We start from the raw sequence: 22,968 nt of genomic DNA, 5'->3' as shown, positions 1-22,968 counted from the left end.
GCCTAACTCAACGCCAGGCGAATGACTTCACGACTGAAATCCAGCAAGGTTTCGCCGTACCAGCCCGAAAGCAGGAACAGGCACGCCGCCACCGCCAACAGCTTGAAGCCAAACGGCAGCGTCTGCTCCTGCAGCTGCGTCACGGTCTGGATCAACCCGACCACCAGGCCGACCACCGTGGCAACGATGATCGGCCAGGCCACCATCAGCAGGATCAGGTACAGGGTTTTGTTGCCGGCATAGACCAGATCGTTCATCGGTGCACCTAGGCCAGCAAGGTCAGGTATTGCTTGACCAGCCCGGTCGACAGCAACGCCCAGCCGTCCAGTGCGACAAACAACACCAGTTTGATCGGCACGGAAATGATCACCGGGCTCATCATCATCATGCCCAGTGCCAGCAGGATGCTGGAGATCACCAGGTCGACGATCACAAAGGGCAGGTACAGATAGAAGCCGATCTTGAAGGCACTTTTGATTTCACTCAGCGCATAGGCCGGCAGCAGCGAAAACAGCGAGGCCTCAACCTCTTCATCGGCAGGCAGGCCCGCGTCGGTTTCAGCCTGGAACGCCTGGGCCCGCTCGAAAAACTGCGCCAGCTCCGGGTCGGTGTACTTGCGCAGGTAATCCTTGTAGCTGCCCAGGCCGTTCTCGGCGAAGTCCACCACCGACGCAATGTCGGTAAAGGTCACCGCCTCGGTCTTGTAGTAGTCATGGCCCTGCTTCATGACCGGCGTCATGACGAAAATCGCCAGCATCAGGGCAATCGCATTGAGCGCCATGTTCGATGGCACCTGCTGCAGGCCCAACGCGTTGCGCACGATGACGAAGACGATGGAGAACTTGATGTAGCAGGTGCCCGCCGCCACCAGGAACGGCAGCAGCGAAGCGAACCCCAGCAGCGCGATCAGCGAGACGTCATTCATCGGCGCCCGCTCGATAGACCTTGAACAACTCGACCCCCAACTGGCCGTCCAACTGCACCAGTTCCCCTTGGGCCACCGGCTTGCCGTTGGCGCGCACCTCGATGTGCCGCGCGGCATCTTCGGCCAACGGGATGAGTTGTCCCTCGATGATGCGCGACAGCGTTGCCAGGTCGGTTTGATGGGTGGCGAGCAGGAATTCCAGGCGCACCGGCAGCGCGCCCAGGTCGATGGCCGCGCCAGACTCCGGCGGCTGCTCTGGATCGGCATCGGTCACAGTCGGTTGCATGTGTAGCCCCTCTTGGGTAAAGGTAAAAGTGCCGAGGCAACGGTCGGCCAGGCAGCACCGTTGAGTGCACTGGACGATGCGCAGGACATCGCCCTCACCCAGGCGTCTGCGGCTGGCAAGACTCAGGTGGCTGACGCCGAGAACCAGTTCCAGGTGCAACGGCAATTCATCCAGCCATGAGTCGGCGTCCAAGCGCTCGCTGGCGAGACGTGCCGGCGGCAGTTGCAGCAACCAAACCCGTCCCCGAGGGGTGTCCAGCCATGGCAGGTCGCGGGTTGGCAATCGCGCCGGGGCGACGCCGTCGATGTCGGACAACGCCCGGTAGTGCAGCTCATCCACCTCCAGCAGCAAGGGGTGCGGCGCGGCGCGAAACAATCCGAGGACATTCGTCCACGACGTTTCGCTCGTCAGCAAAGACCGCAACTGTGGAAGCGCGCGATGCAGCCAATCATGGGCCTCGATCAGCCCCTGCCACTCGCCGCCGTCACCCTGGGCGCAAAACCGCAAATAGCCGGAGCGCTCTGGCACCTTGCCCAACCCCGCGTCGCGCCCGGCACGCCGCCAGCGTTGAATCGCCTGGGCCTGGGCATGCGCCAAAAGGTCGACCCGCCGTAACTGCAACGCGCTCATGCCGGACGCTCGCCCTGTTCGTCCTGCTCCTCATCCGGCGCCTGATGCGAGCCCTGGCGCGGCTGCTCACCGCCACTGTCAGCCAAGCGCCAGGCTGGCTCCCGGGCCAGCTCGAAAGGTGCCTTGAGCTGCTCGAGCACCAGGGCATTGCTTGGGCTGAGCATCAGGTTCCGAGTGGGCTCTTCAGGCAGCCGGCTGATCGTGATCTGTCCACTGGCGGCCCCTCGACTGAACGGTATTTGCAGCAAGCCCCGGCCCGTGTCCGGCAAGGCCTCGACCATGGCCTCAAGCGCTGGCGGCGGCGCTGGCGGTAGCGCTGGTGCAGGCAGCGCCGACGGTGCAACCGGTGACCCATGGCGCGCGCCCTGAAAACTCAACGGCGCTTGGGGCAACTGTTCGTCGATACGGGGGGCCGACCGTGCACGGGGAACAATGACAGGGGCCATTGGTTGCGGCTCGATCGACACCCCATCCCTCGGCACTGTGGCTTTATCGATGACAGCAACAACAGGCTGCAGGCGTTGCGGTAACGGGCGTTGCGTGGGCTCGCTGAACATTGGACCTGCTTGTGGCACAGCCATTGTTTCCCGGGCGGGCAATCGTCTGCCATCGGGTTCAACCGCCCGCGTTTCCCGGGCAATCGGCTGCGCTTCATCACGATCGAGCGCCTGCGTTTCCTGCCCCACGCTCATCGCCTGCCAGGCCGGCACACGGGCGGTTTCCATCGGGGGCCGCTGCTGCCGAACCAGCGCAACCACAAGGTCCAGCACGCCTTGCGGCAGCTCATCCTCCGCCACCGGGATGAGCAGGTCTTGCAGCTCATCCAGCGGGTCTTCGTCGACCGGTTCCAAGGCGTGGACCAGACGGGTTGGTGGCACACAGACCTCTTTCATCGCCGAACTCCAATCAACTCTTCCAGCTCTCGTTCTTCGCGACGCACCGCCTCCAACCGTTGCCCACGCAACAGCTGCTGAACAGCGCGCTCATAGTTGTCGTGTTTGCGTTGCAGCCCGCGCAGTTGTTCGCGCTGCATCTGCAGCTGTTGCTCGACCTGTCGGCGCTGCTGATCCACGCGGTCACGCTCGACGCGCAGCAGATCGATGCGCCGACGGATGACCGCCTGGGTTCGCAACAGCGCCAACAACTGCCCGTGATCCAGCACACAGTCATTGGCCCGATGGCTGCTCAACAAACGTTGCAGCGCAGCCTCCTGTTCCTCGAAACCGGACTGTTCCTGCAACAGCGGCTGCAACTGACGCTGGACACGCAACAGCGCCTGCTCGCCGCGTTGCCGACGAAACTGACTGAAGGCCAGCAGGCGCCGTCGATCAAGCAATGAGTTCATGCAGGCTCCGCAAGGTTTCATCCGGTTCAACGCATTGATCCGTCGGCTGGCGCAGCCACTGGCTGAGGGCTTCGCGACGTTGCAGCGCGTGGTCATTGGCCGCGTCCACGCCCGGGCTGTACTCGCCCATATCGAGAAACATCTGCAATTGTTCAATCCGCGCCAGGGTGTCCCGGGTCGCGGCCGCCAGTTGCCGGACCTGTGGCGAGGTGACTTGCGTCGCCACCCGGCTGACGCTGCGCAAGACATCGATGGCCGGGTAGTGCCCCTTGGCGGCCAGGGCCCGACTGAGGTAGACGTGGCCGTCGAGAATGGAGCGAATCTCCTCGGCGATCGGGTCCGGCTCGTCGTCACTTTCCAGCAGCACCGTGTACCAGGCGGTGATGCTGCCCGACGCGGTCACACCCGGACGTTCGAGCAAGCGCGGCAAGGCATCGAACACCGAGGCCGGATAGCCGCGCCGCGCCGGTGCTTCACCGGCCGCCAAGGCCAGGTCGCGGCGAGCGCGGGCGTAGCGCGTCAACGAGTCCAGCAACAACACCACGCGCCGGCCCTGGTCGCGAAAGTACTCGGCGATGGTGGTGGCCTGCAGCGCCGAGTTGCAGCGATCCACCGAGGAAAAATCCGACGTGGCGTACACCACCACGCAACGGGAATGCTTGGGCGACTGGCGCAAATGCTCGATGAACTCGGTCACTTCGCGCCCGCGCTCGCCAATCAGGCCGATCACGAAAACATCCGCATCGGTGTGTTCGATCAGCATGTTGATCAAGGTGGTTTTGCCGGAGCCGGCGGCGGCAAAAATGCCGATGCGCTGGCCGACACCGCAGGTCAGTAAACCGTCGATGACCCGAATGCCGGTGCGCAAGGGCTCCACCACCGGGCGCCGTTGCTGGTACGACGGCGGGTCGGCATCCACCGGACAGTCGCGCTGGGCCACCGCCGTCGACGGCGCCAGGCGCTCGACGATAACGCCCTGGGGATCGACCACACTGCCGAGCAAGGCGTCACTGCAGGTCAGTTGCAAGGTGGCGCCGGTGGGCACGATCATCGACTCCCGGGACAAGCCTTTCGCCTCGCCCAGCAAACTGAGCAGCACCGCACCAGGCTTGAAGCCGATGACCTGCGCCCGGGCCACCACCTGGGGCGAGCGCCAATGCCGGCGCACTTCACAGATTTCGCCGACCACCACCTCCCGCAGCGCCGCTTCGATCAATGGGCCGCTCAAGCGCAAGGGATGGGCCGCGAGCCGTTCCAGCCGCAGGCTCATCGACGCAGGATGTCCAACAGCCGTTCAATGGCTTGCACAAAGGAATCCAGCGCTTGGGCCAAGTGCTCGGCAGCGTTCAAGGCATAGGCGCTGGCCATAAAACGCAACTCCAGCCGCCCTTCGACTTCGCACAAGTGCAATTGCCCGGTACGGGAAAACGGGTTGCCTTCGAGCAGGAACTGCAGCAGGTTGAAAGCACAATAATTCAATGACGATGGCGTCGCTTCGGCGACCGCTGCCCAAACCCACACATCGCCTTCCACCTCAGCCACACTGATGTCCGGCAGATTCTTCATCTGCATTTCTATCGTGCTGTGGCTGTCGAAATGCCCAATCTGGCTGTCCACGCAGCCGCTGTGTCGCAGCGCTTCGCGTAACAGGTCGGCAATATCCATCGGTAACATGTGCAGAATTTCCTTAAAGCGTCTTGATGACATTGACCGAGACGGTCTCAGAGATTTCGCCGAACGACATCACGTCCAGCTCCCGGAAACGTCCCTCGACCAGTTTCTTGATGTAGCGCCGCACATCGACCGAACACAGCAGCACCATGTCCTTGTGGGCGATGTGCACGCTGTCCAGGCCGACACTGAGGCGGTCCATCAGTTCTTCCGATTCGGCCGGTTCCAGGTTGAGGAAACTGCCGCCCGAGGTTTGCCGGATGCCCCGGCGCACCACGTCTTCAAACTCCGCCGACAGCAGCAGCACGCGCAGATCGTTGCCCTGGGCAAACTTGTTGCTGATGTAGCGGGCCATGGCGCCGCGAACGTGCTCGACCAGCGCCAGCACATCCTTTTCCCGGGAGGCCCAATGGGCGAGGGTTTCGAGGATCAGCTTCATGTTGCGCACGGAGATGCGCTCGCCGATCAAGCGTTGCAGCACTTCGGCGATCTTCTGCACCGTGACGTGGCGATAGACTTCCTTGAGCAGGTCGGGGTAGCGCGCTTCCATTTCGTCGAGCAGCTGCTTGGTTTCCTGCACGCCGAAAAACTCCTGGATGTTGCGCGCCAGCAGCGTGACCAGGCAGCGATAGCATTCTTCGTCGGCAGGTCGCAGGTGATAGCCCAACTGCTGCACGCGCTCGCGGTCGGCGGCGGTGACCCAGACACCACCGAGGCGATTGCTGTCGTTGCCACGCACCAGGGCAAAGCCCAACGGCTCCAGCTGCGGCGAATAGTCCAGCAGGCGCCAGTGATCGAAATGAATATCGAACTGCTCGGCGCGCACTTCATTGATCAGCACTGCCACTTGATGGGCCGGCAACGCCTCGCTGGCCCGTAGCCGCGGTTCGGGAATGCGCAGCCCGTAATCGACGAAGAACTGGCTGCGAAAGCGCGCCGCCCAACGCTCCTTCTCCAACGCTTGCAGGCGCGCTGGGGGCACCAGTAGCATCAGGGCGATGGTTTCAGTGGCAACGTTGTCGACGTCGTCGAGCAATCCCGACTCACCCTGCGCCGCGCCTGGCTCGGCAGGTTCGCTACGGCTTTCGCCCGGGCTGGCCTGGCGCAAGGACTTGCGGTGGCGCACAAACACCACCAGCCCGAGCACACTGGCAATCGAGAGGAAGGTCAGCAGCGGAAAACCGGGCAACAGGCCCACGCCCACCGCCAGCAACGCGGTGACACCGAGCACGAACGGGTTGCCCAGCATCTGGGCAAGCATGTTGCGCCCCAGGTTGCTGTCATCACCGTTGACCCGGGTGACGATGAAGCCGGCGCCGATGGCGATCAGCAGCGCGGGGATCTGCGCGACCAGGCCATCGCCAATGGTCAACAGCGTGTAGTTGGACAAGGCCGTGGACATGTCCATGCCCAATTGCCCGACGCCGATGGCCATGCCGCCGATGAAATTGACGAAGATAATGATGATGCCGGCGATGGCATCGCCCTTGATGAATTTCATCGCCCCGTCGAAAGAACCGTACAACTGGCTTTCACGCTCCAGCACGCTGCGTTTTTCCCGCGCCTGGGCCGCATCGATGGCACCGGCCTTGAGGTCGCCGTCGATACTCATCTGCTTGCCGGGCATGCCGTCCAGGGAGAAGCGCGCCGCCACTTCGGCGACCCGTTCCGAGCCTTTGGTGATCACGATGAACTGGACAATGGTGACGATGGAAAAAATCACGAAACCCACCACCAGGCTTTCGCCGATCACGAAGTCGCCGAACGACGCGATGATCTCGCCGGCATCGGCCTGGCTGAGAATCAGCCGGCTGGTGCTGATCGACAGCGCCAGCCGGAACAAGGTCGTCAACAGCAGCAGCGCCGGGAACGTCGAATAGCTGAGGATCCGTTCGATGTAGAACGAGCCCATGAACACCAGCAACGAGATGACGATGTTCAGGCCGATAAGAAAATCCACCAGCACCGTCGGCAAGGGGATGATCAGCATGGCGATGATCATCACCATCAAGGTGAGGATCAGCAGCTCCGGGCGCGCGCCGACATTGCGCAAGAACACGTTGAGCATTCAGGCCTGGCTCCGGGACAAGATCATGGGCGGTCACCGGGCAGTCGCTGTTCGATGAGTTCGTGGGCATAGGCGACGTCGGCCAGGCGGGTGAACTGGATGGCCAGGCGTTGCGGCGCCTCTTCATCGGCAAACAGCGGCGTCGGCAATTGCAGGCTGAGCCGACGCACGGCCTGCAACACCGCCGAGCGCTCCCGGTGGGCACTGAGCAACACCCCCTCCCCCAACGCCCCGAGCAACAGCTGGTCGAGGTCATCGGGGTAGGTCAACACGCCGAACATGAACACCAGCCAGTCGGCCTCGTGGGGGTTATGCCGGCAGAGCAGTGCATCGCCGAGCACGGCGCCGATAAACAGCGCATCAGCCGAGCGCAGGCGCTTGAGGTCGGTGACCCGGGTCAACAGTTGGCCGAACTCGATGCGTGAGCAACTGGGGTCCTGGGCGCTGATGTCGGTCAGCAGCGCGGCTTCGATGAAGGCCAGCACATTCGTGCGCTGTGCCGGGCCGTACAGGGCAATCCAGTCCTGGTAGCAACTGAGCGGGCCTTCGTCGGACTCGAGAAAATCCCGGTAGGTCTCGCGCAGCAAACCGGCCCGCACCGCCATGCTCCTGCCGAACATTCTGGCCTTGAGCGCCGCATTGATCCCGGCGTTCATGCGCTTGGGCGAACCTTGGGCAACCACCGTCTGCAACAGCGTTTCGAGCCGCTGGCGGGTGCGGGTTTCCAGGTTCCGGCGGCGCAACAACGCCCGCAGCACCAGCGCCAGGTCGCTGTCGTCGGGGAACAGGCTGCGCGCCATTTGCAGCAACCAGGCCACGGGCTTGTCCGCCAGCCGCGCCAAGCTCAGCACCTGTCGTGCCTTGGGTACGGTGTCGTCCTCGAGCACGCGTTCGAAGGTGTCGGTCAGCGTCTCGGATTTGAGTTCGAACAAGCGCCGGCCACGGAACTGCGTCAGCGCCGCCGACAGCTCGTCGCTGATCTGCACGATGCGCTGCGCCACCGCCGCCGTTGCGCTGTCGTCCAGCCCCGCCTCGGCGTCGACTTGCGGTTGTGGATGTTCGGCGGCCTTCTCGGCGTTCAGCCGCGCCTGGGCAACCCGGCCACCGCTGGAAACCGTTGGCAGGATCATCGCTCTGACATCCGGAAGTACATTCGACGCACACGTTCGTGCTGCTCGGGAGTCAGCAACGGCATGCCCGTCTCCACGGGTTCAAGGGCGTCGCGGATTTCCTTGGGCTGGATCAGGAATACCCGCACCGTGTTGGCCGAGCGGTCCTGGCGATAGCTGAACAAGCGGCCGATCCACGGAATCGATCCCAACACTGGCACGCGTCCGATCTGCTCGCCATGGTCATCACGGGTGAAACCGCCCACCAGCAGGCTCTTGCCCTGGGGCACCCGTGCCACGGTACTGATGCGCGTGCGTCCGACCGTCGGCAACGCACTCTGTTGCTCACCCCGGCCGGGGTTCTCGACTTCGTTGCCGTCCTCGATATTGAGCGACATCTCGATCTCGTCCGCCTGGGCGAAACGCGGCAGTACGCTGACCAGCGTGCCGTAGGTGATGTGCTGCAGGTCAACGCTGCGCTCCCCCACCAGCGGGGCGTAGAACGTGCGGTTGTTGTCGAAGATCGCCGGCACGTTTTCCTGCGTCAGGATCACCGGTCGCGAGACCACGTTCGCCCTGTGGGTGCGCTCCAGCGCCATGACCTGGGTCACGAACGAGGCGCCGTCGAGGGTGGTGGCCGAACCGGCGTTGAGCGAGGCACTGAATTGCCCGCCGGACTTCACCGCGCCTTGCCAGTTGATACCCAACTGATTGAGTTCATCCTTGTGCAGATCGATGATCCACAGCGACAGCTCGACATGGCGTTTCGGCGTGTCCAGGGCATTGACCAGGTTCTCGATAAAGCGCACCTGCTCGGGCAGCCCCTTGACCAACAGGCTGTTGGTGTCCGGGTAGGCGACCACACGAATGTTGCCGGCGGCCACCTCGCGCGCAATGATTCGCGGTGCCGTCGGGTCCTGGTCCGAAGAGCTGTTCGCCAGGCCTTCGAGGGGAAACACCGGCATCGCGCCTCGTGGCTGCCGGGTCGAAGGTTGGGCCACCGTTGGCTCGACCTGCTGCTTCTCGCCGCGCAACAGCGCTTCGATCACGGTGGCCAGCCCGGGGATTGTCACCTTGTCGTCACGCAGCTCATATTTACGGTCGCTGACGAAGGTGTTGCGCACATGGATGACGCCAATCTGCTGCTTGCCCAGCAACAGCTCCGAGCGCTGGTTGTCCATCAACCCGGCCGCTTGCACCACCAGGTCGACATACATCGGCGGACCCGACACATGGAAGGTCCGCAAACCGTCGTGGCGCAGCGGATAACGCGCATCGTGCAAGCCCGAACGCCCCAGGAACGCCTGGAGCTTGGCGACGGTCAGGGTCTGCAGCGACATCATCGCGCTCTTGATTTCCGAGGCGTCATACAAATAGATCGCCTGGCCATCGCTGTACCAGATCAACCCCATCTGCACGCTGACTCGCTCGAAGGTCCGTTGCGGCGTGCGCAGGTCGAACGTACCGCCAATGCGCTTGGCCGCCGCGGCCTTGCTGACAATCACCGGCTTGCCCAATGACCCGGACAGCTCGCTGAAAAAGGTCCGCGCGCTCTGCTCGCGAGCCTCGAAGGTATAGACATCGGCCCTTGCGGCACCGGATGCGAGCAGCATCACAGCGCTAAGACAGACGAATAAAAGGGATGGGGATAACGGTTGGCGGCTCATCGGCTCACTTGCCTGGAAGGTAGGTGATATCCGCCAGGCTGCTGGGTGCGAAACCCACCAGTTCGCGGATCTCCTTGGAAAAATGTGACGAAGAAGCAAAGCCGAACTCCAGCGCGACATCGGTCAACGAGCCGTCCTGAAGACTCATGTTCAACAGCGCCTGGGCCGTGCGCCAGCCACGCAAGGCCGGCTTGGCGGCAGAGCCCAGGGCTTGGCGACAGAGCCTGCGAAAATGCGAAACCGATACGCCGTAGCGTTGCGCCAGCGTGTTCAGTTTTTCGCTGTGGGTGCCTTGCTCCAGAAGGAAACGCACGAGCCCGTAGCTCTCGTGATGACGCAACAGACGAGCAACGGCGTGATAGGCCGCGGCACCGTCCATCGCCTGGCCGATGTACCAGCGTTCGAGCCGTTGCGGCGAACGGACGGTTTCGCCCGCCACCGGCAACAAGGCCCATGGCTCCGCGTGCAGCCGTTGCCCGGCATCCACCAGGACATCGCTCATGTCCAGGAACGCCTGCAGCTTGACCACCGTCGCTTCGCAAACCGGCGTGACATGCAACTCGCCGCCACTCAAGCGCAGCGAATCGCTCTGCACCACCAAACCCTCCCAACCGACGGGCAGGCAGTGACTGCGGCCCAACCGCGCAGCGTATATCTGCACCGGGGCCTGGGCCACGCGCAGGTGCAGCACGCGCTCACCCAGATCGGGCAATGCCGTGGCGCGAATTGTTGTGTCCTGCATGCCGTCTCCTTTGCTACGTGGCGTTGGAAGGACCGACAGAATGAAAGACACGACGCCTGGAATCTTGATGGGAAGGTGATGAGAGCTCGGCTGGCATATGCCTTGCACCATTACTGCTCATCGGCGCCGGTGCCAAAGGCCAAATGAGTGCCAGACTGATTAAGTGGAAGGTGATGCGCGATGAATGAAGTTCCAGCCAACCCCCTGGCCTGGGTCAACGGCAGCGATGCCCCGGAAAAGAGCGCGGTCAACCTCGGGTTCATGGCCTTGAGCGACTGCGCCCCGGTCGTCGTGGCCGCCACCCAGGGCTTCGCCCAGCCCTACGGCCTGACCCTGAACCTCAAGCGCCAGGCGTCCTGGGCCAACCTGCGCGACAAGCTGGTCAGCGGTGAAATCGATGCCGCCCACAGCCTGTATGGCCTGATCTATGCGGTGCATCTGGGCATCGGCGGGGTCGCGGCGAGCGACATGGCCGTGCTGATGGGGCTGAACCAGAACGGCCAGAGCATCAACCTGTCCCATGGCTTGCAGGCCCAAGGCGTGACCAGTCCTGAAGCACTGGAACGGCACGTGCACCAAACTCGCCCGAAACTGACCTTCGCCCAGACTTTCCCCACCGGCACCCACGCCATGTGGCTCTATTACTGGCTCGCCGCCCAGGGCATCCACCCGTTGTCGGATGTCGACAGCGTGGTCGTGCCTCCGCCGCAAATGATCGCGCACCTGCAAGCCGGGCGTATCGACGGGTTTTGCGTCGGCGAGCCCTGGTGCGCCAGCGCGGTGAAACAAAACCTCGGTTTCACCCTGGCGACCACCCAGACCATCTGGCCCGATCACCCGGAAAAAGTCCTCGGTTGCACCCGCGCGTTCGTCGAGCAATACCCCAATACCGCCCGGGCCCTGGTGATGGCGATCCTCGAAGCCAGCCGCTTCATCGAACAAAGCAGCGAAAACCGTCGCAGCACCGCGCAACTGTTGACTGCGCCCGAATACCTCGACGCCCCGCTGGACTGCATCGAGCCGCGCCTGCTGGGGATTTATGCCGACGGCTTGGGCAACAGCTGGCAGGATCCCCACGCCATGCGCTTTCATGGCAACGGCGAGGTGAACCTGCCGTACCTGTCGGACGGCATGTGGTTCATGACCCAGTTCCGCCGCTGGGGCCTGCTGCGCGAAGACCCGGATTACCTGGCCGTGGCCCAGGGCGTCCAGCAACTCAAGCTGTACCGCGAAGCCTGCGCGGCGCTCGACATCGCGTCCCCGCGCCAGGACATGCGCAGCAGCCAACTGATCGACGGCACCACCTGGGACGGCTCGGACCCGGCCGGGTACGCCCGCAGCTTCAAACTGCACGCCTTGAGCGATGCGGCTCCCCTTCTCGCCAGCCGCTGACAGGAGCCACGACCATGCTGCGTATCCTGCTGATCAACGACACCGCGAAAAAAGTCGGTCGCCTCAAGGCTGCCCTGATTGAGGCCGGCTTCGAAGTGATCGACGAGTCCGGCCTGACCATCGACCTGCCAGCGCGCGTCGAAACGGTGCGTCCGGACGTGATCCTGATCGATACCGAGTCACCCGGGCGCGATGTGATGGAGCAGGTGGTGCTGGTCAGTCGCGACCAGCCACGACCGATCGTCATGTTTACCGACGAGCACGACCCCAATGTGATGCGCCAGGCGATCAAGTCGGGCGTCAGCGCCTACATCGTCGAAGGCATCCACGCCGCGCGCCTGCAACCGATCCTCGACGTGGCCATGGCCCGCTTCGAAAGCGACCAGGCCTTGCGCGCCCAACTCCTGGCTCGGGACCAGCAACTGGCCGAACGCAAGCGCATCGAACTGGCCAAGGGCATGCTGATGAAGATGAAGGAATGCAACGAGGAACAGGCCTACACCCTGATGCGCCGCCAGGCCATGAGCCGCCAGCAGAAACTGATCCAGGTGGCGGAGCAGATCATTGCCATGAATGAGCTGCTGGGCTGAAAGCCTTGTAGCGCCAGCCCTACTAATGATCGTTCCCACGCTCTGCGTGGGAATGCCGCCAGGGACGCTCCGCGTTCCGCTTCACAAGGTGACGCAGAGCGTCACGAGATGCATTCCCACGCAGAGCGTAGGAACGATCATGACAGACCTGGCACAGATCTCGCTTAAGCAAACCCACAGGTAACCAACGGCGGTTGCCCCACCTACGACAAAGACGTCGCACACCCTTCTTGCCTCTCTGGCGATCCGGGTTGCGGCGTTTTTTTGTTTTGGCCCTTCGGGACCGGTGGTGCGACCACAGACGGCGCACTGCTCAAAGCACTGACTCATTTCTCGAGACTTTTACAGCTGAGGTGCGCGATGAATTCAAGCTTCTGGAAATCCGGCCATACCCCGACTCTGTTCGCGGCCTTCCTCTACTTCGACCTGAGCTTCATGGTCTGGTACCTGCTCGGTCCACTGGCAGTACAGATCTCTGCCGACCTGCACCTGACCACCCAGCAACGCGGCCTGATGGTCGCGACGCCGATCCTGGCTGGCGCCGTTCTGCGTTTGTTCATGGGCCTGCTGGCCGACCGGATCTCGCCAAAAACCGCCGGTATGGTCGGCCAGGTGATCGTGATCAGTGCGCTGTTCTGCGCCTGGAAACTGGGCATCCACAGCTACGAACAAGCCCTGCTGCTCGGCCTGTTCCTGGGCGTAGCCGGTGCTTCGTTCGCCGTGGCCCTGCCGCTGGCCTCCCAATGGTATCCGCCACAGCATCAGGGCAAGGCCATGGGCATCGCCGGGGCCGGTAACTCGGGCACCGTGCTCGCGGCGCTGATCGCACCGGTCATGGCCGTGGCCTTCGGCTGGACCAACGTGTTCGGCTTCGCGCTGATCCCGCTGGTGCTGACCCTGGTCATCTTCGCCTGGTTGGCCAAGAACGCCCCCGAGCGGCCAAAAGCCAAATCCATGGCCGACTACCTCAAGGCCCTGGGTGACCGCGACAGCTGGTGGTTCATGTTCTTCTACAGCGTGACCTTCGGCGGCTTCATCGGCCTGGCCAGCGCCCTGCCCGGCTACTTCAACGACCAATATGGCCTGAGCCCGGTCACCGCTGGCTACTACACCGCCGCCTGCGTCTTCGGTGGCAGCCTGATGCGTCCATTGGGCGGCGCCCTGGCGGACCGTTTCGGCGGCATCCGCACCTTGCTGGGCATGTACACCGTAGCGGCCGTCTGCATCGCCGCAGTGGGTTTCAACCTGCCAAGCTCCTACGCCGCCCTGGCCCTGTTCGTCTGCACCATGCTCGGTTTGGGTGCGGGCAACGGCGCGGTGTTCCAACTGGTGCCACAACGCTTCCGCCGCGAGATCGGCGTGATGACCGGCCTGATCGGTATGGCCGGCGGCATCGGCGGCTTCGCCCTGGCGGCGGGCATGGGCGCGATCAAGCAAAGCACCGGTAGCTATCAACTGGCCCTGTGGTTGTTTGCCAGCCTCGGTGTCCTGGCCTGGTTCGGCCTGCACGGCGTCAAGCGTCGCTGGAGAACCACTTGGGGTTCGGCAGCTGTCACCGCTGCTCGGGTATAAGCTGCAACCATGAGCCTGCAATTGAGTTTCGCCGAAGCCAGTGCCATCGGCCCGCGGGAGGAAAACCAGGACGCCCTGCGCCTGGTCACCCCCGCCCCGGCCCTGGCCGCCAGCAAGGGTTACCTGTTCGCCATCGCCGACGGCGTGAGCCAATGCGCCGATGGCGGACTGGCCGCCCGTTCGACCTTGCAAGCGCTGGCCCTGGACTACTACTCCACGCCGCAGACCTGGGGCGTGGCCCAGGCGCTGGACCGGCTGTTGCTGGCGCAGAACCGCTGGCTGCAAGCCAACGGTGGCGGGCAACCGCTGCTCACCACCGTCAGCGCCCTGGTCCTGCGGGGCCGGCGCTTCACCCTCGCGCATGTCGGCGATTGCCGGGTCTACCGCTGGCACGCCGATCACCTGCAACGGGTCAGTGAGGATCACGTCTGGGAACAGCAAGGCATGCAACATGTGCTCAAGCGCGCCCTGGGACTTGATCAACACCTGATCCTCGACTTCCTCGACGGTGAACTGCGCACCGACGAAACCTTCGTATTGCTCAGCGATGGTGTCTGGGCAGTCCTGGGGGACACGGCCATCGCCGGCATCCTGCGCGACCAACCGGACCTGGGCCTGGCCGCGCAAACGCTGGTCAACGCCGCGCACCTGGCCGGTAGCCAGGACAACGCCAGCGCCTTGTTGGTGCGGGTCGATGCCGTGGGTGAAGCCAGCATCGGCGATGCCCTGATCCAGTTGCAGCAATGGCCCCTGCCGCCTGCGCTGAAACCGGGTCAGGTGTTCGAGGGCTGGCAGATCGAAAGCCTGCTCGGTCACAGCCAGCAATCGTTGCTCTACCGGGTACGCGACGGCCAGGGCCAACCCTGGCTGCTGAAAACCTTGCCCGTGCAGCTACGGGACGATAGCCGCGCTGGGCAGGCCTTGCTCTCGGAGGAATGGTTTCTCAAGCGCGTCGCCGGGCGGCAGTTTCCCGAGGTCCATGGTGTTCCCCAGCGTCAGCATTTGTACTACGTGATGCGAGAATATCCGGGTGCGACCCTGGCCGAGCTGTTCCACCAGGCCGGGCCGCTACCCCTGGCCCAGTGGTTGGACCTGGCGCAACGGCTGGTACGGGCAGTAGGCCTGTTGCATCGCAGGCAGATCTACCATCGCGACATCAAGCCGGAAAACCTGCACCTGGGCGACGACGGGGAATTGCGCCTGCTGGATTTCGGCCTGGCCTACTGCCCGGGCCTGTCCGAGGACCAGGCCAACGTCTTGCCCGGCACCCCCAGCTACATCGCTCCGGAAGCTTTCGGCGGCACCGCACCCACGGCGCAGCAGGATTTGTATGCCGTCGGCGTGACCTTGTATTTCCTCCTGACCGGGCACTATCCCTACGGCGAAATCGAAGCCTTCCAACGCCCGCGCTTTGGCGTGCCGGTCAGTGCCAGCCGCTATCGGCCAGACCTGCCCGAATGGCTCGGGCAAAGCCTGGACCGCGCCGTCACAGCGGACCCGGAGCAGCGTTTTGAAACCGCCGAGGAATGGTTGTTGCTGCTGGAACAGGGCGAGCGCCGCAGCTTGAGCGTCAGGCCCAGGCCGTTGCTGGAAAGAGAGCCGCTGAAGGTCTGGCGGACGTTGGCGCTGGTGTCGTTGGTGGTGAATCTGGTGCTGTTGTTTCTAGTGTTTCACTCATAACAACCGTGGCGAGGGAGCTTGCTCCCGCTGGGCTGCGAAGCAGACCCAAAAAACAGGCAACCGCTGCGCGCTTGAGCGGGAGCAAGCTCCCTCGCCACAAAAGCTTTCTCGCCAGCCCTTCCACGCTCCATTACCGGGCAACACGCTTTGATACGGTGCAATAAATCCCTCCCCAATCCGCTCAACCAGCCCGCTGCTCAATAAATCCGCACCTTCGAGCCACTTGGCACAACCACTGCATACCCCCTATCAACATACATAAGGCAACGCCTCCAACGATGAAGGCGGTGCTTCCCGAGAGAACGGGACCAGGACAAAGGCGTCCTCGCTAGCTTGCTAGCGGGACGCCTTTTTTTGTTTTCGTAAAAATGACCGAGCCAGTCCGATCGCCGTGATAAAGCGGACCTGAGCTTGCGGAGAACCCTGATGAAGAAACTCAAACTGGTGATGATCGGCAACGGCATGGCCGGGGTTCGAACCCTCGAGGAACTGCTCAAGCTGAGCAACGAGCTGTACGACATCACGGTGTTCGGCGCCGAGCCCCACACCAACTACAACCGCATCCTGCTCTCGCCGGTGCTGGCCGGTGAGCAGACGTTCGAAGAGATCGTGCTCAACGACCTGAGCTGGTACCTGGACAACAACATCAAGCTGCTGCTCAACCGAAAAGTGGTGGAGATCGACCGGGTCAAGCGTCGGGTCATCGCCGAAGACGGCAGCGAAGCCGAATACGACCGCCTGCTGATCGCCACCGGCTCCACACCCTTCATCCTGCCGATTCCTGGCAACACCCTGGAAGGCGTGATCGGTTACCGCGACATCGCCGACACCCAGGCGATGATCAATACCGCCAAGACCCACAAGCACGCGGTGGTGATCGGCGGTGGCCTGCTCGGCCTGGAAGCGGCCAACGGCTTGAAGCTGCGGGGCATGGACGTGACTGTCGTCCACATCGGTGAATGGCTGTTGGAACGGCAACTGGACAAGACCAGCGGCCAACTGCTGCAGACCGCCCTGGAAAGCCGTGGCCTGAAATTCCGCCTCAGCGAACAGACCCAGGCCTTGCACGACGCCGGCAATGGCCGGGTCGGCTCGGTCCAGTTCAAAAACGGCGACATCATCCCCGCCGACCTGGTGGTGATGGCCGCCGGCATCCGTCCCAACACCGAACTGGCGGAAAAATCCGGCATCCCGTGCAACCGCGGGATCCTGGTCAACGACACGATGCAAACCTACGACCCGCGCATCTACGCCATCGGTGAATGCGCCAGCCACCGCGGCACCGCCTACGGCCTGGTGGCGCCGTTGTTCGAACAGGCCAAGGTCTGCGCCAACCACCTCGCGCAACTGGGCTTCGCCACTTACAAGGGTTCGGTCACCTCGACCAAATTGAAGGTCACCGGCATCGATTTGTTCTCCGCCGGTGACTTCATGGGCGGCGAAGGCACCGAGACCATCACCCTTTCCGACCCCATCGGCGGCGTCTACAAAAAGCTGGTGATCAAGGATGACGTACTGGTCGGCGCCTGCCTGTACGGCGATACGGCAGACGGCGGCTGGTATTTCCGCCAGATCCGTGAGAACCACGGCATCAGCGAGATCCGCGATCACCTGATGTTTGGAGAAAACGCACTCGGAGACGTCGGCCACCAGGGCCAGGACAAAGCCATGAGCATGGCCGACACCGCCGAAGTCTGCGGCTGCAACGGCGTGTGCAAAGGCACCATCGTCAAGGCGATCCAGGAACACGGGTTGTTCAGCGTTGATGACGTGAAAAAACACACCAAGGCCGCCAGTTCCTGCGGCTCCTGCGCCGGCCTGGTGGAGCAGATCCTGATCAACACCGTCGGCGGTGCGGCGGACGTCAAGCCGAAAAGCGAGAAAGCCATCTGCGGTTGCAGCGACCTCAACCATGGCCAGATCCGCCAGGCGATCCGCGACCAGCATTTGCTGACCATCGCCGGGGCCATGAGCTACCTGAACTGGCGCACCCCCAACGGCTGCGCCACCTGCCGCCCGGCGTTGAACTACTACCTGATTTCCACCTGGCCTGGCGAAGCTCACGACGACCCACAGTCGCGCCTGATCAACGAACGCGCCCACGCCAACATCCAGAAAGACGGCACCTACTCCGTGGTCCCGCGGATGTGGGGTGGCGTGACCAACCCTTCGGAACTACGGCGCATCGCCGACGTGGCCGACAAGTACAACGTGCCCATGGTCAAGGTCACCGGCGGCCAGCGCATCGATTTGCTGGGAATCAAGAAGCAGGACCTGCCCGGCGTGTGGAAAGACCTCGACATGCCGTCCGGCCACGCCTACGGCAAGTCCATCCGCACGGTGAAGACCTGCGTCGGCAGCGAGTTCTGCCGCTTCGGCACGCAGAACTCCACCCAACTGGGCATCGAGCTGGAGCACGACCTGTTCAACATGTGGTCACCGCACAAGGTGAAACTGGCCGTCTCCGGTTGCCCACGCAACTGCTCGGAAGCCGGCATCAAGGACGTCGGCATTATCGGCGTCGACTCCGGCTGGGAGATGTACATCGGCGGCAACGGCGGGATCAAGACCGAAGTCGCGGAGTTTTTCGTCAAGCTCAAGACTGCCGAAGAAGTGCGCGAATACAACGGCGCCTTCCTGCAGCTGTACCGCGAGGAAGCCTTCTACCTCGAACGCACCGTGCATTACATGCAGCGGGTCGGCATGGAGCACATCAAGAAAGCCGTGCTGGAAGATCCGGTTCGACGCAAGGCGCTCCATGAACGCCTGAAGTTTTCCCTGTCGCTGGAACAAGACCCGTGGAAACAGCGCCTGGAACAACCCCAGCTGAAGAAAGAGTTTGAGGTCATTCCCGTGAAAAACCTGGAGGTGCCGGCATGAACTGGCTGGATATCTGCGCACTGGAAGAGATCAATATCCTCGGCTCGCGCATCATCAACGGCCCGAAAGGCGACATCGCGATTTTTCGTACCAGCGACGATGAAGTGTTCGCCCTCGATGACCGTTGCCCGCACAAGGGTGGCCCACTGTCCCAAGGGTTGGTCTACGGCAAGCGCGTGGCCTGCCCGCTGCACAACTGGCAGATCGACCTGGAAAGCGGCCAGGCCCAGGCCCCGGACGTGGGCTGCGCCCATCATCATTCGGCCCGGGTCGAGAACGGCCGGGTGCAGTTGGCACTGCGGGACGCAAGCTGATGAACCGCCAGACCACTGCCTCGACCTGCTGTTATTGCGGGGTCGGTTGCGGCGTCCTGATCGAGCATGACGACGAGCGCATCCTCGGCGTCAGCGGCGATCCCGCCCATCCGGCCAACTTTGGCAAACTGTGCAGCAAAGGCTCGACCCTGCACCTGACCGGCGACCTCGCCGCCCGCGCGCTCTACCCCGAGTTGCGCCTGGGCAAAGGCCTGGCCCGGGCCCGCACCGACTGGGACAGCGCCCTGGATCACGCCGCCAGCGTCTTCGCCGAGACCATCGCCGAACACGGCCCGGACAGCGTGGCGTTCTACATCTCCGGCCAATTGCTGACCGAGGATTACTACGCCTTCAACAAGCTCGCCCGGGCATTGGTGGGCACCAACAACATCGACAGCAATTCGCGGCTGTGCATGTCCTCCGCCGTGGTGGGCTACAAGCGCAGCCTCGGCGCCGACGCCCCGCCCTGCAGCTACGAAGACCTGGAATTGAGCGACTGCGTGATGATCGTCGGCAGTAACATGGCCTACGCCCATCCCATCCTCTTTCGCCGTCTCGAAGAGGCTAAATCCCGCCGGCCGCAGATGAAAATCATCGTCATCGACCCCCGGCGCACCGACACTTGCGACCTGGCGGACCTGCACCTGGCGATCCTGCCGGGCACCGATGTCGCCTTGTTCCATGGGATTTTGCACTTGCTGCTGTGGGAAGACTGGGTCGATCGCGACTTCATCAAGGCCCACACCGAAGGCCTGGCGGAGCTGAAGAACCTGGTACGTGATTACACCCCGAGCATGGTCGCCCAGCTGTGCGGTATCAGCGTCGAACAACTGCAGCAGTGCGCCGAATGGGTCGGCACGTCGCCGAGCTTCCTGTCGTTGTGGTGCATGGGTTTGAACCAGTCCACCGCCGGTAGCGCGAAAAACAGCGCCCTGATCAACCTGCACCTGGCCACCGGGCAGATCGGCCGACCGGGTGCGGGACCGTTCTCGTTGACCGGTCAGCCCAACGCCATGGGCGGACGAGAAACCGGCAGCCTGTCGAACCTGCTGCCGGGCCATCGTGAAGCCGCCAACCCGGAACATCGTGCGGAAGTCGCCCGCTACTGGGGCGTTGAGCAACTGCCCACCACCACTGGCTTGAGCGCCATCGAGCTGTTCGAGCAGGTGCGCAGCGGCAAGATCAAGGCCTTGTGGATCGCCTGCACCAACCCTGCCCAATCGATGCCGGACCAGACCGCGGTACGTGAAGCCCTGCAAGCCTGTCCATTCGTGGTGTTGCAGGAAGCTTTCCGGACCACCGAAACCGCCGCGTTTGCCGACCTGCTGCTGCCAGCGGCCAGTTGGGGCGAGAAAGAAGGTTCGGTGACCAACTCCGAACGGCGCATTTCCCACGTCCGCCGGGCCATCGGCGCACCGGGTGAAGCACGTGCGGACTGGGCAATCACCGTGGATTTCGCACAACGCCTGGAAAAACACCTGCGCCCGGGCCAGCCCAGCCTGTTCGCCTTTGAAAGCCCGGCCCAACTGTTCGATGAATACAAACAGCTGACCCGTGGCCGCGACCTGGACTTGTCCGGCATCAGCCATGCCCTGATCGATCAACTCGGCCCTCAGCAATGGCCCTTCCCGGACGGCGCCACGGTCGGGACGGCGCGCCTGTACGTAGACGGGATTTTTCCGACCGACAGCGGCCGGGCGCGGTTTGTGGCCGACCCCTATCGCGCCGCCAAGGAACTGCGTGACGCCCGCTACCCGTTGACCCTGAACACCGGCCGCCTGCGCGACCAATGGCACGGCATGAGCCGTACCGGTACTGCCGCGCAGTTGTTTGGTCATGTGAACGAAGCGGTGCTCAGCCTGCACCCCGACGAACTGCAACGCCATCGCCTGCAAGCGGGCGACCTGGTCAGCCTCAAGAGCCGTCGCGGCAGCGTGATCGTGGCCGTGGACAGCGACGACAGCGTGCGTCCCGGCCAGGCATTCCTGCCCATGCACTGGGGCGACCGGTTCCTCAAGGGCGGCGTGAATACCCTGACGCAACCAGCCTTCGATCCCTTGTCGAAACAACCGGAACTCAAGCACAGCGGCGTGCGCCTGGAACCGGTGAACCTGCCTTGGCAGCTTTTCGCCTTGATCGAAGGCGATGTTCAACAGCATCTGGAAGCCCTGCGCCCCCTGTGTGAGGCATTTTCCTACGTCAGCCTGAGCCTGACTGGCCGTGAGCGTCCCGCGTTGCTGATTCGCGCTGCCAGCGCCGTTGCCCCTGAACCGCAACTGCTCCAGGCCATCGACGAACAATTGGGCCTGATCGATGGGCCGGTGCTGGCCTATGACGACCCGCGTCGCGCCATCGGTAAACGGGTGCGCATCGAAAACGGCCGCATCACCGCTATTCGCCTGGCCGGCGAAACCTTGGCCCGCCACTGGTTGCAAAACCTGTGGCTGGAAGGTCGTGCCGATGAACAACTGCGGCGCTGGCTGCTGGCGCCTTTGAGCGCGCCGCCGGGCAACGTCGGCGCCGCAACGGGTGGCAGTAAAACGCTGTGCAACTGCATGAACGTCAGCCAGCGTGCGATCTGCGCAGGCATCGAACGTGGCCTGGACTTGCAGGGGCTCAAACAGGAACTGGGCTGTGGCACGCAATGCGGTTCCTGCGTACCGGAAATCAAGCGCCTGCTGGTTGCCACTGCGCAACCGCTGGCGGCTATCTCGTGAGGAAAAACACTATGAACGCAAAAGTCTGGCTGGTGGGTGCAGGTCCCGGTGACCCTGAATTGCTGACCCTCAAAGCCGTGCGCGCCCTGGGCGAGGCCGACGTGGTGTTGATCGACGACCTGGTCAACGCCGCGGTGCTGGAACATTGCCCCGATGCGCGCATCATTGCCGTGGGCAAGCGCGGCGGCTGCCGCTCCACACCCCAGGCCTTTATCCATCGCCTGATGCTGCGTTATGCCCGCCAGGGCAAATGCGTGGTGCGTCTCAAGGGCGGCGACCCGTGCATCTTCGGCCGCGGCGGTGAAGAGGCGCAGTGGCTGCGCGAGCAGGGTGTCGAAGTGGAGATGGTCAATGGCATCACCGCCGGCCTCGCGGGGGCGACCCAGTGCGATATTCCACTGACCCTGCGCGGGATTGCCCGGGGCGTGACGCTGGTGACGGCCCACACCCAGGACGGCAGCAGCCTGAACTGGCAAGCCTTGGCGCAAAGCGGCACGACGCTGGTGGTGTACATGGGCGTGGCGAAGCTGAGCGAAATTCGTGAGCAATTGCTGGCCGGCGGCCTGGCGGCGGACACACCCGTGGCCATGATCGAAAACGCCTCCCTGCCCCACCAGCGTGACTGCCGCAGCGACCTGGCCTCGATGGAAGCCGATGCCAGCACCTTTCAACTCAAGAGCCCGGCGATCCTGGTGATTGGCGCAGTGGCCGGCGCTGCCGAACGGGCCGCCTCCCCACCGGCCTGGGCCCAGGTTTCAGCCCTCTGACAGACACCCCCTACCAAATGTGGGAGCTTGCTCGCGATTGCAATGTATCAGCAGCCTGGATGGTGACTGACACACCGCAATCGCGAGCAAGCTCGCTCCCACAATGGGATCGGAGTACGACTGGGAGAGCCAGGTCGGCTGTCAGGCCGCTTTCGCGAGCAAGCTTTGCTCCCACAGATCGGATGGGTGTACGACCGGGAGAGCCAGGTCGGCTATAAGGCCGCCTCGGGGTGGACGTTGATCTGGGGCGCCCCGTTAACCACGCTGGCCGAACGCAGGTATTGCGTAGTGGGCATCCCGGCATGGATGCCGGGATAGCCGCGCTGGGCCATGGATGGCCCTTCGCGGCGGGCCCACGGAGCAATGCCTTCGTTCGGGCATGCCGAGCCTAGGCGAGGCACCGAGTGGTGGGGCAGAAGCGCTTTGGTTACTTTCGCGCTTTTCGAAAGTGACCCGCCGTCAGGGCGGAACCCTAAGTGGCCGTTACCGCGAAAATGGATATGTACCCGGTCAACAAAACCCTGGCCGGCTGCGAGGCCGCCATCGCGAGCAAGCTCGCTCCCACAGGTTCAGTGATCCAGCCCTGAGTCATAAATCCCAGGCAAAGAAAAGC

Annotated in this window: 20 protein-coding genes; 8 read left to right on the top strand and 12 right to left on the bottom strand. The window is 63.4% G+C overall.

Going from position 1 to position 22,968, the window contains the following annotated elements; translation table 11 throughout:
- Nucleotides 1–2: 2 nt before the first annotated feature.
- The 11 genes from QMK47_RS09985 to QMK47_RS09935 are packed head-to-tail and all read right to left on the bottom strand — an operon-like array spanning nt 3 to nt 10,443.
- A complete protein-coding gene (locus QMK47_RS09985; protein ID WP_014337351.1) occupies nt 3–257 on the bottom strand; it encodes an EscS/YscS/HrcS family type III secretion system export apparatus protein in 255 nt (84 codons plus the stop codon).
- An 8-nt stretch (nt 258–265) separates the two neighbouring features.
- Nucleotides 266–925, bottom strand: a complete 660-nt coding sequence (locus tag QMK47_RS09980) for an EscR/YscR/HrcR family type III secretion system export apparatus protein (protein ID WP_024618104.1) — start codon at nt 923–925, stop codon at nt 266–268.
- Nucleotides 918–1,841 (bottom strand): FliM/FliN family flagellar motor switch protein, encoded by a 924-nt coding sequence (locus QMK47_RS09975; RefSeq protein ID WP_258690663.1) that lies wholly within the window; start codon nt 1,839–1,841, stop codon nt 918–920. Before QMK47_RS09975 ends, QMK47_RS09980 begins: the two co-directional genes overlap by 8 nt.
- Nucleotides 1,838–2,734, bottom strand: coding sequence for a type III secretion effector protein (locus QMK47_RS09970; protein ID WP_258690662.1), 897 nt, complete (start codon nt 2,732–2,734; stop codon nt 1,838–1,840). Before QMK47_RS09970 ends, QMK47_RS09975 begins: the two co-directional genes overlap by 4 nt.
- On the bottom strand, nt 2,731–3,186 hold the full coding sequence (locus tag QMK47_RS09965) for a type III secretion protein (protein ID WP_258690661.1): 456 nt from the start codon (nt 3,184–3,186) through the stop codon (nt 2,731–2,733). The genes QMK47_RS09970 and QMK47_RS09965 overlap by 4 nt, the downstream gene beginning before the upstream one ends.
- Nucleotides 3,170–4,456, bottom strand: a complete 1,287-nt coding sequence (gene sctN, locus QMK47_RS09960) for a type III secretion system ATPase SctN (protein WP_258690660.1) — start codon at nt 4,454–4,456, stop codon at nt 3,170–3,172. The genes QMK47_RS09965 and sctN overlap by 17 nt, the downstream gene beginning before the upstream one ends.
- Entirely contained in the window at nt 4,453–4,860 is a 408-nt protein-coding gene (locus QMK47_RS09955) for an Invasion protein B family (protein ID WP_258690659.1), read from the bottom strand. The genes sctN and QMK47_RS09955 overlap by 4 nt, the downstream gene beginning before the upstream one ends.
- A 13-nt stretch (nt 4,861–4,873) precedes the next feature.
- Complete coding sequence (locus QMK47_RS09950; protein ID WP_258690658.1) at nt 4,874–6,925, bottom strand: EscV/YscV/HrcV family type III secretion system export apparatus protein; 2,052 nt, start codon at nt 6,923–6,925, stop codon at nt 4,874–4,876.
- A gap of 23 nt (nt 6,926–6,948) precedes the next feature.
- Nucleotides 6,949–8,055 (bottom strand): type III secretion system gatekeeper subunit SctW, encoded by a 1,107-nt coding sequence (sctW, locus tag QMK47_RS09945; RefSeq protein ID WP_258690657.1) that lies wholly within the window; start codon nt 8,053–8,055, stop codon nt 6,949–6,951.
- Nucleotides 8,052–9,647, bottom strand: coding sequence for a type III secretion system outer membrane ring subunit SctC (gene sctC / locus QMK47_RS09940; RefSeq protein WP_258690656.1), 1,596 nt, complete (start codon nt 9,645–9,647; stop codon nt 8,052–8,054). The genes sctW and sctC overlap by 4 nt, the downstream gene beginning before the upstream one ends.
- A gap of 58 nt (nt 9,648–9,705) precedes the next feature.
- Entirely contained in the window at nt 9,706–10,443 is a 738-nt protein-coding gene (locus QMK47_RS09935) for a helix-turn-helix domain-containing protein (RefSeq protein WP_258690655.1), read from the bottom strand.
- A 180-nt stretch (nt 10,444–10,623) separates the two neighbouring features.
- Between QMK47_RS09935 and QMK47_RS09930 the strand changes: the two genes are divergently transcribed.
- The 8 genes from QMK47_RS09930 to cobA all read left to right on the top strand — a co-directional run bounded on the left by QMK47_RS09930 (nt 10,624) and on the right by cobA (nt 22,355).
- Nucleotides 10,624–11,835, top strand: coding sequence for a CmpA/NrtA family ABC transporter substrate-binding protein (locus QMK47_RS09930; protein WP_253472795.1), 1,212 nt, complete (start codon nt 10,624–10,626; stop codon nt 11,833–11,835).
- A gap of 14 nt (nt 11,836–11,849) precedes the next feature.
- Nucleotides 11,850–12,425 carry an ANTAR domain-containing response regulator gene (locus QMK47_RS09925; protein ID WP_003199539.1) on the top strand — a complete coding sequence of 192 codons (576 nt, stop codon included), beginning with the start codon at nt 11,850–11,852 and terminating at the stop codon, nt 12,423–12,425.
- A 360-nt stretch (nt 12,426–12,785) separates the two neighbouring features.
- On the top strand, nt 12,786–13,997 hold the full coding sequence (locus QMK47_RS09920; RefSeq protein WP_253472792.1) for a nitrate/nitrite transporter: 1,212 nt from the start codon (nt 12,786–12,788) through the stop codon (nt 13,995–13,997).
- A 9-nt stretch (nt 13,998–14,006) separates the two neighbouring features.
- Nucleotides 14,007–15,677: a bifunctional protein-serine/threonine kinase/phosphatase gene (locus QMK47_RS09915; RefSeq protein WP_320390105.1), complete on the top strand. Its 1,671-nt coding sequence runs from the start codon at nt 14,007–14,009 to the stop codon at nt 15,675–15,677.
- A gap of 426 nt (nt 15,678–16,103) precedes the next feature.
- Nucleotides 16,104–18,557, top strand: a complete 2,454-nt coding sequence (gene nirB / locus QMK47_RS09910; RefSeq protein WP_320390104.1) for a nitrite reductase large subunit NirB — start codon at nt 16,104–16,106, stop codon at nt 18,555–18,557.
- Nucleotides 18,554–18,871 carry a nitrite reductase small subunit NirD gene (gene nirD, locus QMK47_RS09905; RefSeq protein ID WP_018605256.1) on the top strand — a complete coding sequence of 106 codons (318 nt, stop codon included), beginning with the start codon at nt 18,554–18,556 and terminating at the stop codon, nt 18,869–18,871. Before nirB ends, nirD begins: the two co-directional genes overlap by 4 nt.
- A complete protein-coding gene (locus QMK47_RS09900) occupies nt 18,871–21,588 on the top strand; it encodes a molybdopterin-dependent oxidoreductase (protein WP_320390103.1) in 2,718 nt (905 codons plus the stop codon). The genes nirD and QMK47_RS09900 overlap by 1 nt, the downstream gene beginning before the upstream one ends.
- An 11-nt stretch (nt 21,589–21,599) precedes the next feature.
- On the top strand, nt 21,600–22,355 hold the full coding sequence (cobA, locus tag QMK47_RS09895; RefSeq protein WP_320390102.1) for a uroporphyrinogen-III C-methyltransferase: 756 nt from the start codon (nt 21,600–21,602) through the stop codon (nt 22,353–22,355).
- A gap of 212 nt (nt 22,356–22,567) precedes the next feature.
- Here the strand turns inward: cobA and QMK47_RS09890 are convergent, their stop codons facing one another.
- Nucleotides 22,568–22,756 (bottom strand): nucleoid-structuring protein H-NS, encoded by a 189-nt coding sequence (locus tag QMK47_RS09890; RefSeq protein WP_320412955.1) that lies wholly within the window; start codon nt 22,754–22,756, stop codon nt 22,568–22,570.
- Between the last annotated feature and the right edge of the window lie 212 nt (nt 22,757–22,968).

Origin of the sequence: Pseudomonas sp. P9_35 (genome assembly GCF_034008205.1) — a bacterium.
Classification (GTDB): Bacteria; Pseudomonadota; Gammaproteobacteria; order Pseudomonadales; family Pseudomonadaceae; genus Aquipseudomonas; species Aquipseudomonas kilonensis.
Note: the sequence above shows the minus strand (reverse complement) of the source record. Positions and strands in the feature narration are given on the sequence as shown.